This window comes from Streptomyces sp. NBC_01260, assembly GCF_036226405.1.
Taxonomy (GTDB): domain Bacteria; phylum Actinomycetota; class Actinomycetes; order Streptomycetales; family Streptomycetaceae; genus Streptomyces; species Streptomyces laculatispora.
Genome location: NZ_CP108464.1, coordinates 2,422,391 through 2,435,987, shown reverse-complemented (window position 1 = coordinate 2,435,987; position 13,597 = coordinate 2,422,391). Strand labels below are relative to the sequence as shown.

12 protein-coding genes and 1 tRNA gene are annotated in these 13,597 nt (G+C 70.6%); 11 read left to right on the top strand and 2 right to left on the bottom strand.

All coding sequences use genetic code 11. From position 1 onward, the window contains the following. Positions 1–313 precede the first annotated feature (313 nt). From OG322_RS10370 to OG322_RS10355, 4 genes are all read left to right on the top strand, one after another. Positions 314–1,171, top strand: a complete 858-nt coding sequence (locus OG322_RS10370; RefSeq protein WP_123461658.1) for an aminoacyl--tRNA ligase-related protein — start codon at positions 314–316, stop codon at positions 1,169–1,171. 94 nt (positions 1,172–1,265) lie between these two features. Continuing rightward, positions 1,266–1,526, top strand: a complete 261-nt coding sequence (locus OG322_RS10365) for an acyl carrier protein (protein WP_123461659.1) — start codon at positions 1,266–1,268, stop codon at positions 1,524–1,526. Between the two features lie 10 nt (positions 1,527–1,536). Next, entirely contained in the window at positions 1,537–2,181 is a 645-nt protein-coding gene (locus OG322_RS10360; protein ID WP_260146807.1) for a 4'-phosphopantetheinyl transferase family protein, read from the top strand. Positions 2,182–2,225: 44 nt separating this feature from the next. After that, complete coding sequence (locus OG322_RS10355; protein ID WP_329307723.1) at positions 2,226–3,053, top strand: IS5 family transposase; 828 nt, start codon at positions 2,226–2,228, stop codon at positions 3,051–3,053. A 45-nt stretch (positions 3,054–3,098) separates the two neighbouring features. Here OG322_RS10355 and OG322_RS10350 read toward each other — a convergent pair whose 3' ends face one another. Next, positions 3,099–3,695: a hypothetical protein gene (locus OG322_RS10350; RefSeq protein WP_124285038.1), complete on the bottom strand. Its 597-nt coding sequence runs from the start codon at positions 3,693–3,695 to the stop codon at positions 3,099–3,101. Positions 3,696–3,856: 161 nt separating this feature from the next. After that, positions 3,857–3,928: transfer RNA gene (locus OG322_RS10345), tRNA-Arg, on the bottom strand. 207 nt (positions 3,929–4,135) lie between these two features. On the opposite strand from OG322_RS10345, the gene OG322_RS10340 reads away from it, so the two are divergent. From OG322_RS10340 to rho, 7 genes are all read left to right on the top strand, one after another. Continuing rightward, positions 4,136–4,570 (top strand): response regulator, encoded by a 435-nt coding sequence (locus OG322_RS10340; RefSeq protein WP_241200142.1) that lies wholly within the window; start codon positions 4,136–4,138, stop codon positions 4,568–4,570. A gap of 55 nt (positions 4,571–4,625) precedes the next feature. Next, positions 4,626–5,696, top strand: a complete 1,071-nt coding sequence (gene nrtL / locus OG322_RS10335; RefSeq protein ID WP_329306326.1) for an ArgS-related anticodon-binding protein NrtL — start codon at positions 4,626–4,628, stop codon at positions 5,694–5,696. 28 nt (positions 5,697–5,724) lie between these two features. Next, complete coding sequence (lysA, locus tag OG322_RS10330) at positions 5,725–7,116, top strand: diaminopimelate decarboxylase (protein WP_123461662.1); 1,392 nt, start codon at positions 5,725–5,727, stop codon at positions 7,114–7,116. Positions 7,117–7,242: 126 nt separating this feature from the next. Then, complete coding sequence (locus tag OG322_RS10325) at positions 7,243–8,544, top strand: homoserine dehydrogenase (protein ID WP_266410938.1); 1,302 nt, start codon at positions 7,243–7,245, stop codon at positions 8,542–8,544. A 6-nt stretch (positions 8,545–8,550) separates the two neighbouring features. Then, positions 8,551–9,621, top strand: a complete 1,071-nt coding sequence (gene thrC / locus OG322_RS10320; protein ID WP_123461663.1) for a threonine synthase — start codon at positions 8,551–8,553, stop codon at positions 9,619–9,621. Between the two features lie 399 nt (positions 9,622–10,020). Then, the gene (gene thrB, locus OG322_RS10315; RefSeq protein ID WP_329306325.1) at positions 10,021–10,938 is read left to right on the top strand and encodes a homoserine kinase; all 918 of its coding nucleotides are present in this window, start codon (positions 10,021–10,023) and stop codon (positions 10,936–10,938) included. Between the two features lie 392 nt (positions 10,939–11,330). After that, on the top strand, positions 11,331–13,397 hold the full coding sequence (gene rho / locus OG322_RS10310; protein ID WP_124285041.1) for a transcription termination factor Rho: 2,067 nt from the start codon (positions 11,331–11,333) through the stop codon (positions 13,395–13,397). The last annotated feature ends 200 nt before the right edge of the window (positions 13,398–13,597 follow it).

The window sequence follows — 13,597 nt, the reverse complement described above, 5'->3', positions numbered from 1 at the left end:
GGTCCAGACCATTATCCCTGTCAAGCGACGCGCCGGAATGGGCATACGGGCGGATTCCTGCCGTCGTGAGCAACGCGCCTGCCCTGCAATCGACTTCGCCATCTTTGGTCTAGACAAATCGCGTGCACTCGTCCTAAGGTCCGTACCTGGCACGGCTCCTGACGGAGCGTCCGTCGGCACGTCCTGCGTGTGCCGGCGAAATCGCCACCTTCCCAAGGAACTTCACACCGCCCTGACCAGCGACTCGTGACGTTCCGCCCTGCCGATGGGTCAGCTCCTCGGCTCTTCGCCACGCTCAGAGGGAGCGGTCTTCATGAGCACATCCGACACCACGACGCCGCCGGGCATCACCCTGAAGAGCCCGGGGCCCGGCCTCGTCCCCCTGGACCCGGTCCACACCGCCCTGCTGCACGGACTGGACGCCCTGCTGACGGGCCTGGCGGCCAGGCTCTCGGCCCCGGAGGTGGTGGGTCCGCCGCTGCTCTCCGCGGAGGGGCTGTCCCGGCTGGACTACTTCCGCAACTTCCCCCACCTCGGTGTCGCCGCCGGCCGTTTCGCTCCGGACGCCTTCGACGGCCTGGCCGGCGGACAGCCGCCGGGCGGCCTGCCGCTGGAGCCGACCGGTCACCTCCTGCCCTCCGCCACCTGCTACGGACTGCTGCTCTCCCTGGAGGGGCAGGACGTCGGTGCGGACGGGCTGCGGCTCTCGGCGACCGGCCGCTGCTACCGCAACGAGACCCACTACGACGGGCTGCGGCGGCTATGGGGCTTCCACATGCGCGAGGTGCTGTACCTCGGCACCCAGGACGGAGCGTCCGAACACCTGGGCCGGGGAGCGGAGTTCATCCGCGAGGTCGCCGCCCACCTCGGCCTGGAGCTGACCCGGGCCGCGGCCGACGACCCGTTCTACGACAAGGGCGGATCGCGTGCCCGTCTGATGATGCTGGACCCGGTCAAGCACGAGTTCAGCGCTCCGGACGGCACCGCTGTCGCCTCGGTCAACCGGCACCGCAACTTCTTCGGCGAGCGGCTGGGCATCCGCGCGGGCTCCGAAGAGTCCGTGTACAGCTCCTGCGTGGCCTTCGGCGTCGAGCGCTGGGTCCACGCGATGATCCTCGCCCACGGAACCCCCGAGCGGGCTCTCGACCGCCTCCGCCGCGTCGGCGCCTGAGCGCCTTCCGGGTCGGCTCCGGGCCATTTAGCCCCCTGGGACCCGGCCGCCTCGGCTCCGACAACTCCCGTACGACAAGGAACGGTTCAGCACCATGGACAGCATCACCGCGTGGCTCCACGAGAAGAACCCCGGTCTCACCGGCGGCATCGCCTCCGACGAGGACCTGATCGAGGCCCGCCTCATCGACTCCATGGACTTCCTGGAGTTCATCGATCTGCTGGAGGAGCTCTCCGCCAGCAGCATCGACCTCCAGGAAGTCACCATCGACGACTTCCGTACCCTCGACCGCATACAGCAGCGCTTCCTGGCCCCGCCCGTCTCCTCGGCAGCCTCCGAGGCGGCGTCCGGATGAGCGTCCGCCGTTGAGCGGCGGCCCTCCGCCGCGCCACGACCACGTGGTGGCCGCGGTGGCCACCACGGCGGAGGTCCTGGCCCACCCGGAGCTGGACGCGGACATGCTCGCCCCCTGGGAGCGCCGGCGGCTGACCCGGATACGGGTGCCGGCCCGCCGCGACGACGTGGTGGCGGCGCGGCTCCTGCTGCGCCTGTGCGCCTCGCGCTTCACCGGCCTCGCCCCGGACGCCCACGATCTCGTCCAGTTCTGCCCCGAGTGCGGGCAGTACGAGCACGGTCGCCCCTCGCTCCGGGACCGCCCCCGTACCGGCGTCAGCATGAGCCATGCCCACGGCCTGGTCGCGGCAGCCGCAGGCCCCGGTGCCGTGGGCATCGACGTGGAGCCCTCCACCCGCCGGCCCGGCCCCGTGTCGGTGCTGCGGCGGATGCTGCCCGAGGCCGACCTGGAAGCGGCAGCCGCTTCCCCGGACCCCGGTCCGGAACTGCTCCGGGCGTGGGTGCGCCGGGAGGCCCTGCTGAAGGCGGGCGGGGGCGGTCTCCCACTGCTGGTCTGGGCGGATCGCCGCCGGGGAGCCACGGCTGCGGTGGCGAGCACCGTACCGGTGGACGTCCTGCCCGGGATCACGGCGCACGGGGGACCGTCCGAGGGCTAGGACCTGTCTTCAAATGATCTTGGATGGTGGATCATGGAGTCGTGATACGCCGCCATGAACTGTCCGACCGCGAGTGGGAGTTCGTTCAGCCGCTGCTGCCCTCATCGTTGCGGGGGCGGAAGCGACTGGACGACCGCAGGGTCCTCAACGGGATCGTGTGGAAGTTCCGCACCGGGACCGCTTGGCGGGATGTGCCTGTTCGGTACGGGTCGTGGGCCACGCTTCATACCCGTTTCCGCAGGTGGGCGGCGGACGGCACGTTCGAGCGGATGCTTCGGACTGCCCAGGCCAAGGCAGACGCGGCGGGCGACATTAGTTGGCTGGTGTCGGTTGACTCCACGATCGTCCGAGCCCACCAGCATGCCGCCGGGGCTAAAAAAGGGCTCCGCGGCCCGGCGCTCGGACGGTCCCGAGGCGGTCTGACCAGCAAGATTCACCTGGCCTGTGATGCTCTGGGCCGCCCGCTGGCCTTCGTCTTTACAGGCGGGAACATCAACGACTGCACTCAGTTCACCACGGTGATGGAAGCGATCCGGGTGCCCCGCATCGGACTGGGCCGGCCGCGGGTTCGACCCGCCCACGTCCTGGGCGACAAGGGCTATAGCTCGAGGGCGATCCGCACCTGGCTCAGGCGGCGCGGCATCGCCCACACCATCCCCGAGCGAGCCGACCAGGCCCGCAACCGGCTCAGGCGCGGCAGCCGTGGCGGCAGGCCGCCGGCCTTCGACCGCTCCGTCTACAAGCAGCGCAACGTGGTGGAACGATGCTTCAACCGCCTCAAACAGTGGCGAGGCATCGCCACTCGCTACGACAAAACCGCCGAGTCCTACGAAGCAGCCGTCACTTTGGCTGCACTCCTCATGTGGGTGTGAACCACATGCGCGTCTCCTATGGTGCCGCCGAGGCGATGACCGCGATCAACGCGTATCGAAACCCAGACGATTCGGGACATCGCCCATGTTGCAGAGCGCCGTGACCTGCTCCTCCAAACAGCTCAGGGCGTCCGTGAGGGAAAGTGCATCGAACCGCTCAAAATAGAGGGTGTGGACGTCGGCGCCGAACTCTCCCAGGGGTCGTTCAAGGTCGACATCCACCTTGGCTTCAACGATGCACCCGGCCGAGGTGATGGTCACACCTGCCGAGAACCGCAGCTCACTGACATCCGAATCGCCCTCCGCGAAGAAGCCGAAGCGGTGGTGGATCCTCAGTTCAGGCCCCGCAGCGTGCTTTTCGATCATGATGACAGGCACCAGCCCAGACTCGTCCCCGAAGTCGTAGGCGATGTAGAGCTGAGTGGTGAAAACGTCCAGCTGCTTGTGCAGCCGATGCATCGTGGTCAGCAAGAGAGCCGTGCTTTCGGCGTCGTCCGCGCCGGTGACGTTCAACATCTGTGAATCATCGCCAAGGCGCAGCAGCGCTGGCACGTGGGTTTTGCTCGCCAGGCCGCCCCGCCCTCCCTCAACCACACGGTCGGTTTTGACGACACGACCTAGCCCGGTGTCAGCCTTGGACACGGTGATTCTGCTGCCACGTCGCACGCCCGCGCAGTTCGTCGGAGTACGTCCCGGGCGCAGCGGTGATCTGCATTCTTCCCGGACTTCGCCACTCATGGCAACAGGCCCCCCGATCTGGCGTCTTGCCTGATCAGAGGGCCTGCATGGCACCTGGACTAAGGTGCCCCCGGCAGGATTCGAACCTGCGCTCCCGGCTCCGGAGGCCGATGCTCTATCCCCTGAGCTACGGGGGCGTATCGCTGTGTTGCTCTGCGACGGGTGAAACACTACCAGCTTCCGCCCGGTGCCCGTGAACAGGTATTTCCGCGCCGCCCGCCGGGTGCCTCAGGCCCTGTCCGGCCCGTCGCACACACATCCGGCCAACCTTCGCCGCCACCTCCGTGGGGACGGAAGTGGGCAAAACCCGGACGCAGCCACTCCTGCCCGCCTACTCTCGAAGGGTGTCAGGGGCGTCCGGCCGCGTGCTTGTTGTCGACGACAACAAGGTCATCCGGCAGTTGATCAGGGTCAATCTCGAGCTTGAGGGCTTCGAGGTCGTGACCGCGGCCGATGGTGTCGAGTGTCTGGATCTGGTGCATCGGGTCAGTCCCGATGTGATCACGCTCGATGTCGTGATGCCCCGGCTGGACGGTCTGCAGACGGCCACCAGACTCCGTTCCGATCCACGGACCCGGCATCTGCCCGTGGCGGTCATCAGCGCCTGTACGCCGTACGAGGTGGACAACGGCGTCGCGGCGGGAGTCGACGCCTTCCTCGCGAAGCCCTTCGAGCCGAGCGAGCTGGTGCGGGTCGTACGGCAGTTGATGGAGCGTGGCCGGCCACCGGCACTCGACGGCAGGCGGGGTGCCGGGCGGGCGGAGAGAGCCGCGGGCTGACCGGATGGCGAAACCGGTTCGCGAAAGGCCCCCCTCCCTCCCATACGCTTGTCCCGTGACCCCCGCCGATCTCTCCACGACCGTGCTGCACGCCGTGCGCCGCGCGGTCGACGAGGACGCCTTGCACGCGCCCGTGCCCGCGCGCGTGCGAGTGGAGAGGACCCGGCCGGGCGGCCGGGGCGACTACGCCAGCGCCGTCGCCCTCCAGCTGGCCGGGCCCGCCGCGCTGCCCGCGCGGGAGGTGGCCGAGATCCTGCGGGAGCGGATGGCCGGTGCCCCCGGGCTCGGGCGGGTCGAGATCACCGGACCCGGCTTCCTGAACTTCACGCTCGACGCCACGGCCGACACCGCCGCGCACCGCGCGCTCCTGCACCGGGTACGGGAGCAAGGGCTGCGCTACGGACACGGCGACGCGCTCGCCGGAGCACCGCTGCAGTTCAGCCACGCCCGCGAGGTCCGGGCCGCGGTCACCGCCGACGCGGTGCGCCGGCTCGTGCGGGCACAGGGCGCGCCCGTCCGCATCAGCTGCGACGAGGCCTCCGACCCGGACTGGGCGCGGCTCGGGGTCGCCGTCGACGTCCATGGGCGGCCCCCCGTACCGCTGACGGAGATACGGCCGGTTCCCGCCGGTGCCACCGCCGGTGAGCTGCTCGAACGGCTCGGGCCCGACGCCACCCGCTGGGGGCTGCTCCGCCCGGCCGGTCACGACCGCGCCCGGCTCGGCGACGGCCTTCTCGTCCAGGGCGAGGACAACCCCCTGTTCCTGGTCCGCTACGCCCACTCCCGCACCCGCGCGCTCAGCCGCGGCGCGGAGCGGCTCGGATTCACCAGCGACCCCGGCGACCCGGCGGGAGCCGGGGCGCCCGCGCTCCTCGCCGTCATCGCCGACCACCCCGCCGTCCTCGCCGCCGCCGCGCACCACCGCGCACCCGACCGGCTCGCCCGCCACCTCGAAGCGGTCGCGCACGCGTTCTTCGACTTCCACGACGCCGCGTCGCCGCTCCCCGTCGGGGACGAGAAACCCTCGGCCGCCCACCGCACCCGGCTCGCCCTCGCCGAAGCCGCCGGGACGGTGCTGGCAGGCGGCCTGTCCCTGCTCGGTATCAGCGCGCCCCCGCACCTGTGAGAGACCCGAGAGAGAACAGAGCAACACGATGAGCCGATCCGCACACCCCGCCGGACCCCGTCACGCCGATGTCATGTCGGAGGGGCACTACTCCGCCCCGGCAGAGGACCTCAATGTCCTCGACGAGAAGGTCTGGTCCCGCACCGTCACCCGGGACGAACACGGCGCACTGACCGTCGGCGGGATCGAAGTCGCCCGGCTGGCCGAGGAGTTCGGCACTCCGGCCTACTTCCTGGACGAGACCGACTTCCGGGCCCGCTGCCGCGCCTGGTCCGACGCCTTCGGCCCCGGCGCCGACGTCTTCTACGCCGGCAAGGCCTTCCTCTCCCGCGCGATCGTGCGCTGGCTGAAGGAGGAGGGGCTCAACCTCGACGTCTGCTCCGGCGGCGAGCTGACCACCGCACTGGACGCCGGGATGCCCGCCGAGCGCATCGCCTTCCACGGCAACAACAAGACGGTCGACGAGATCGAGCGGGCCATCACGGCGGGCGTCGGGCGGATCGTGCTCGACTCCTTCCAGGAGATCGTCCGGGTCTCGCACATCGCGCAGCGGCTCGGCCGGCGCCAGCCCGTGCAGATCCGGGTGACCGTCGGCGTCGAGGCACACACCCACGAGTTCATCGCCACCGCGCACGAGGACCAGAAGTTCGGCATCGCGCTGGCCGGGGGACAGGCCGCCGAGGCCGTACGGCGGGCGCTCACCCTCGACGGGCTCGAACTCATCGGCATCCACTCGCACATCGGCTCGCAGATCTTCGACATGGCCGGCTTCGAGGTCTCCGCCCGGCGCGTGGTGCAACTCCTCGCCGAGGTGCGCGACGAGCACGGCGTCGAACTGCCCGAGATCGACCTCGGCGGCGGCCTCGGCATCGCGTACACCTCCGAGGACGACCCGCGCGAGCCGTACGAGATCGCCAAGGCGCTCGGCGACATCGTGACCCGTGAGTGCGAGTCCGCCGGGCTCGCCACCCCGCGGATCTCCGTCGAGCCGGGCCGCGCCATCGTCGGACCGACCGCCTTCACGCTGTACGAGGTCGGCACGATCAAGCCCCTGGAGGGGCTGCGCACCTACGTCAGCGTCGACGGCGGCATGTCGGACAACATCCGCACCGCGCTGTACGACGCCGAGTACAGCGTCGCGCTCGTCTCGCGCACCTCCGACGCCGAGCCGATGCTCGTGCGGGTCGTCGGCAAGCACTGCGAGAGCGGCGACATCGTGGTCAAGGACGCCTTCCTGCCGTCCGACCTGGCCCCCGGCGACCTGATCGCGGTCCCCGCCACCGGCGCGTACTGCCGTTCCATGGCGAGCAACTACAACCACGCCCTGCGCCCGCCGGTCGTCGCCGTGCGCGACGGTCGGGCGCGGGTCATCGTCCGGCGCGAGACGGAGGAAGATCTCCTGCGTCTGGATGTCGGCTGATGCCGTATTTCCCGGGGTACACCCCCGGTCGCCCATAAACATCTCAGGATCCGGACGGGTGGCGGGGAACGCCCGTCCGGTGAGTGAGACTGGTCCATACATCAGATGTAAACGAAACGAGGTCGGATGATGCGTACGCGTCCGCTGAAGGTGGCGCTGCTGGGCTGTGGAGTGGTCGGCTCAGAGGTGGCGCGCATCATGACGACGCACGCCGACGACCTCGCCGCGCGCATCGGCGCGCCGGTGGAGCTCGCCGGTGTCGCCGTGCGCCGGCCCTCCAAAGTGCGCGAGGGCATCGACCCCGCGCTGATCACCACCGACGCGACCGCCCTGGTCAAACGGGGTGACATCGACGTCGTCGTCGAGGTCATCGGCGGCATCGAGCCCGCCCGCACGCTCATCACCACCGCCTTCGAGCACGGCGCGAGCGTCGTCTCCGCCAACAAGGCGCTGCTCGCCGAGGACGGCGCGGCCCTGCACGCCGCCGCCGAGCAGTACGGCCGGGACCTCTACTACGAGGCCGCCGTGGCCGGCGCCATCCCGCTCGTCCGCCCGCTGCGCGAGTCCCTGGCCGGCGACAAGGTCAACCGGGTCCTCGGCATCGTCAACGGCACCACGAACTTCATCCTCGACAAGATGGACACGAGTGGCGCCGGGTACTCCGAGGCGCTCGACGAGGCCACCGCACTCGGATACGCCGAGGCCGACCCCACCGCCGACGTCGAGGGCTTCGACGCCGCCGCCAAGGCCGCGATCCTCGCCGGAATCGCCTTTCACACCCGGGTGAGGATCGGCGACGTGCACCGCGAGGGCATCACCGAGGTCACCGCCGCCGACATCGCCTCCGCCCGCCGCATGGGCTGCACCGTCAAGCTCCTCGCCATCTGCGAGCGCGCCGCCGACGGGCGCTCGGTCACGGCCCGCGTGCATCCCGCGATGATCCCGCTCAGCCACCCGCTGGCCTCCGTCCGCGAGGCGTACAACGCGGTGTTCATCGAGGCCGATGCCGCCGGGCAGCTGATGTTCTACGGCCCCGGCGCCGGTGGCGCGCCGACCGCCTCCGCGGTCCTGGGCGACCTCGTCGCGGTCTGCCGCAACAAACTCAGCGAGGCCCCCGGCCCCGGTGAGTCCGCGTACACGCGTCTGCCGGTCAGCCCCATGGGCGACGTCGTCACGCGGTACCACATCAGTCTCGACGTGGCCGACAAGCCTGGCGTGCTCGCCCAGGTCGCGACGGTCTTCGCCGAACAGGGCGTATCCATCGATACGGTCCGCCAGAAAGGCCGACAGGACAAGAGCGGCGAGGCTTCGCTCGTCGTCGTCACCCACCGCGCGCCCGACGCCGCCCTCTCCGGGACCGTCGAGGCGCTGCGCAAGCTCGACACCGTCCGCGGTGTCGCCAGCATCATGCGTGTTGAAGGGGAGTAAGGACCCATGACCACCAAGGGCACCCACCAGTGGCGCGGCATCATCGAGGAGTACCGGGACCGCCTTCCGGTCACGAGCACGACGCCGGTCGTCACGCTCCGTGAGGGCGGCACGCCGCTCGTCCCCGCTCAGGTCCTCTCCGAGCGCACGGGCTGCGAGGTGCACCTCAAGGTCGAGGGCGCCAACCCCACCGGGTCCTTCAAGGACCGCGGAATGACGATGGCGATCACCCGGGCCAAGGAGGAGGGCGCGCAGGCCGTCATCTGCGCCTCCACCGGCAACACCTCCGCCTCCGCCGCCGCGTACGCGGTCAGGGCGGGCATGGTCTGCGCCGTCCTCGTACCGCAGGGCAAGATCGCGCTCGGCAAGATGGGCCAGGCCCTCGTGCACGGCGCCAAGATCCTCCAGGTCGACGGCAACTTCGACGACTGTCTGACGCTGGCCCGCTCGCTCTCGGACAACTACCCCGTGGCGCTGGTCAATTCGGTCAACCCGGTCCGCATCGAGGGCCAGAAGACCGCGGCCTTCGAGATCGTCGACGCGCTCGGCGACGCCCCGGACATCCACGTCCTCCCGGTCGGCAACGCGGGCAACATCACCGCGTACTGGAAGGGCTACACCGAGTACGCCGCGGACGGCCCGGCCACCCACACGCCGCGGATGTGGGGCTTCCAGGCCTCCGGCTCCGCGCCCATCGTGCGCGGCGAGATCGTCAAGGACCCGTCGACCATCGCCACCGCCATCCGGATCGGCAACCCGGCCTCCTGGAGTTACGCGCTCGCCGCGCGGGACGAGTCGGGCGGCTTCATCGACGAGGTGACGGACCGGCAGATCCTGTCCGCCTACCGTCTGTTGGCCTCGCAGGAGGGCGTCTTCGTGGAGCCCGCGTCGGCCGCGTCGGTCGCCGGTCTGCTCAAGGCCGCCGAAGAGGGCAAGGTCGACCCGGGCCAGCGCATCGTCTGCACGGTCACCGGCAACGGCCTGAAGGACCCGGACTGGGCCGTCGCGGGCGCCCCCCAGCCGGTCACGGTCCCGGTCGACGCGGTCGCCGCCGCCGAGAAGCTGGGCCTCGCGTAGTACGCAGCGGCCGCGCCGCCGCCCCGGGCCCGATGCGCATATCGGGCCCGGGGCGGCAGCGGATTCGGCAGGAAGACGGCTCGACGGCCCACCTCCGGGGCGGAGAGCGCACCGGCAACGTGCGACACGCATCGTGCGCCTCCTGTGCGCCCTATGTCGCCACAGAACCTTCCTTCGATAAGCTGTACCCAACCCACCCCGCCGCATATGCCCGGGGTGCCCAGGCCGTTGCGGCCGTCGGTCCCATCCCGGACTTACGCAATGCCCGCCGCCGCAATCGCCCAGAAGAATCCCCATAATCCGGTAGACCCCGAAGAACCCGAAGAGCCGCGAAGATACCCAGATATCCCGCAGCGCTTCGAAATTCCCCGCCGCCTCACAAGGAGAGTCGTCAGAGCGATGGCCGGTCCCGCCTTCCGAGCCGCCGCCGTACGGGTGCGCGTCCCCGCAACCAGCGCCAACCTGGGCCCGGGCTTCGACGCCCTCGGCCTGTCGCTGGGGCTGTACGACGACGTCGTCGTCCGCGTCGCCGACGCCGGGCTGCACATCGACATCGCCGGCGAGGGCGCGGACACGCTGCCCCGCGACGAGAACCACCTGCTCGTACGGTCCCTGCGCACCGCCTTCGACCTGCTCGGCGGACAGCCCCGCGGCCTGGAGATCGTCTGCGCCAACCGCATCCCGCACGGACGCGGCCTCGGCTCGTCCTCCGCCGCCATCTGCGCGGGCATCGTCGCCGCCCGCGCCGTGACGACCGGCGGTGACGCCCGGCTCGACGACGCGGCACTGCTGGAGCTCGCGACCGAGATCGAGGGCCACCCGGACAACGTCGCGGCCTGTCTCCTCGGCGGGTTCACGCTCGCCTGGATGGACGGCGGATCGGCCCGCGCCATCAGGATGGACCCCGCGGATTCCATCGTTCCGGTGGTTTTCGTCCCCGGCAACCCGGTGCTCACCGAGACCGCCCGCGGACTGCTGCCGCGTACCGTTCCGCATGTCGACGCCGCCTTCAACGCGGGCCGTGCCGCCCTCCTCGTCGAGGCCCTGACCAGGCGCCCCGAGCTGCTGCTCACCGCCACCGAGGACCGGCTGCACCAGGAATACCGCTCCCCGGCGATGCCGCAGAGCGTGGAACTCGTGAACCGACTGCGCGCGGACGGCGTCCCCGCGGTCATCTCCGGTGCCGGGCCGACCGTGCTGGCACTGGCCGAGGACGATGCGGCCGACAAGGTCGCACGGCTGGCGGGCGAGGGCTGGGCGGCCAACCGGCTGACTCTCGACGCCTCCGGTGCGAGTGTGCTGCCGCTCGCCCCGTAGCCGAGAAGTGATTGCCGGTGCGTGAGAGGGGGAATATTTGTTGGAGCCGGTAGTGTTAACCTCAAGTCTGCAATCGACGTCTATGAGGCGCGTTGCTTCGTGTCCCTTTCCGGGACCACCATTTCTTCCGGGAGCCTCCCCAACTGCCTGAGCAGCCTGCCTGAGCAGTTTCGAGCACGCTCCGGAACCGGCACGACACCCTCTCGCTCGTCCAGGAGTGGGCCGAGCAGGGGGATGCTCGCGCCGGGCCCCATGCACACGTTCATCTCTCCGCCGTACCTACCCGGCGGACCACCGCCCCGGCACGGTCCGCACCACCAGAGACCGCAGTCGGACAGCACAACCGGTCGCCGAGCCAGAAGGCCGACGTCCGCTCCAGGGAAGGACCCTTCGTGAGCGACACCACCGATCTGATGGGCGTGACTGCCGACAAGAACGTCGACAGCGCCGCGCCCGCCGAAGGTGCTGCCACTGGCACCACCGCACGGCGCCGCCGCTCCGGCACCGGCCTTGACGGCATGGTCCTGGCCGAGCTGCAGCAGGTCGCGTCCGGCCTCGGCATCAAGGGCACTGCGCGGATGCGCAAGAGCCAGCTGATCGAGGTCATCAAGGAGACCCAGGCCGGCGGTTCCTCCGCGCCCAAGGCCAAGGCCGCCGCAGCGGCCCCCGCCGACGAGGCCGAGACCAAGCCGAAGCGCCGGGCCACCTCCAAGGCGCGCACCGGCGCCGGGGACGAGACCCCGGCCGCCGCACCCGCCGACAAGGCCGCGGCTCAGCAGCAGATCGACATCCCCGGCCAGCCGGCCAACGACGAGCAGCCCGCGGGCGAGCGTCGTCGGCGCCGCGCGACCGCTCAGGCGGGCAGCCCGGAGACCAAGGCGGACACCAAGGCGCAGGCCAAGGACCGCACGCAGGACGAGCCGAAGCGAGAGACGCCCGCCGAGGACCGCTCCGAGCCCAAGGCCGAGGCCGCCGCGGACAACGCGGAGGGCCGCCGGGGCGACCGTCAGGACCGCGGCCAGCGCGGCGAGCGTGGTGACCGCGGCGACCGCGGTGACCGTCGTGAGCGCCAGCGCGACCGCCGCGGCAAGGGCGGCGACGAGCAGGGCGGTGGCCAGGGCGGCCAGCGCCAGCAGCGCCAGGGCCAGGGCCAGGGCCAGGGTCAGAACCAGGGCCAGGGTCAGCAGGGCGGCGGCGGACCGCAGGACGACTTCGACGACGAGGGCGGCCGTCGTGGCCGGCGCGGCCGTTACCGCGACCGCCGCGGCCGTCGTGGCCGTGACGACTTCGCGAGTGACGCGCCGCCGGTCACCGACGACGACGTCCTGATCCCCGTCGCGGGCATCCTGGACATCCTCGACAACTACGCGTTCATCCGGACCTCCGGCTACCTGCCGGGCCCGAACGACGTGTACGTCTCGCTCGCCCAGGTCCGCAAGAACGGCCTGCGCAAGGGTGACCACGTCACCGGCGCGGTGCGCCAGCCCAAGGACGGCGAGCGCCGCGAGAAGTTCAACGCGCTGGTCCGCCTCGACACGGTCAACGGCATGGCGCCCGAAACCGGCCGCGGCCGCCCGGAGTTCCAGAAGCTGACGCCGTTGTACCCGCAGGACCGGCTCCGCCTGGAGACCGACTCCAACATCCTGACGACGCGCATCATCGACCTGGTCGCCCCCATCGGCAAGGGCCAGCGAGGCCTGATCGTGGCCCCGCCGAAGACCGGTAAGACCATGATCCTGCAGGCGATCGCCAACGCGATCACGGTCAACAGCCCCGAGTGCCACCTGATGGTCGTCCTGGTCGACGAGCGTCCGGAAGAGGTCACCGACATGCAGCGGTCGGTGAAGGGCGAGGTCATCTCCTCGACCTTCGACCGTCCCGCCGAGGACCACACCACCGTCGCCGAGCTGGCCATCGAGCGCGCCAAGCGTCTCGTGGAGCTGGGTCACGACGTGGTCGTCCTGCTGGACTCGATCACCCGCCTGGGCCGCGCGTACAACCTCGCGGCCCCCGCCTCCGGCCGCATCCTGTCCGGTGGTGTCGACTCGACCGCGCTGTACCCGCCGAAGCGCTTCTTCGGTGCCGCGCGGAACATCGAGGACGGCGGCTCGCTGACCATCCTGGCCACCGCGCTGGTCGAGACCGGATCGCGCATGGACGAGGTGATCTTCGAGGAGTTCAAGGGCACCGGCAACATGGAGCTCAAGCTCGACCGCAAGCTCTCCGACAAGCGCATCTTCCCGGCGGTGGACGTCGACGCGTCCAGCACCCGTAAGGAAGAAATCCTGCTCGGCAGCGACGAGTTGGCGATTACCTGGAAGCTGCGCCGGGTGCTCCACGCGCTGGACCAGCAGCAGGCGATCGAGCTCCTCCTGGACCGGATGAAGAAGACCCAGTCCAACGCGGAGTTCCTGCTCCAGATCCAGAAGACGACGCCGGCCCCGGGCAACAACGACTAGTTCGCAGCCCCTCGGCAGCCGTACCCAGGGCCGCCCCCGACACTTCGGTGCCGGGGGCGGCCCTGTGCCGTACGCCGGGTGCGGACCGCCGTTCCCGGCCGTTGCCGACCCGAGACCTTCGCCACACGGCCGCCGGGTCGCAACCGCGTCGGGCATTGCCTGTATCGGGCAAGAAACCGCAGGTGAACGCCGGATCACCG

Coding starts and splice junctions, on each gene's coding strand:
- OG322_RS10370 (WP_123461658.1), top strand. CDS start 314: ATGAGCACATCCGACACCACGACGCCGCCGGGCATCACCCTGAAGAGC.
- OG322_RS10365 (WP_123461659.1), top strand. CDS start 1,266: ATGGACAGCATCACCGCGTGGCTCCACGAGAAGAACCCCGGTCTCACC.
- lysA (WP_123461662.1), top strand. CDS start 5,725: ATGAGCCGATCCGCACACCCCGCCGGACCCCGTCACGCCGATGTCATG.
- OG322_RS10325 (WP_266410938.1), top strand. CDS start 7,243: ATGATGCGTACGCGTCCGCTGAAGGTGGCGCTGCTGGGCTGTGGAGTG.
- thrC (WP_123461663.1), top strand. CDS start 8,551: ATGACCACCAAGGGCACCCACCAGTGGCGCGGCATCATCGAGGAGTAC.
- thrB (WP_329306325.1), top strand. CDS start 10,021: ATGGCCGGTCCCGCCTTCCGAGCCGCCGCCGTACGGGTGCGCGTCCCC.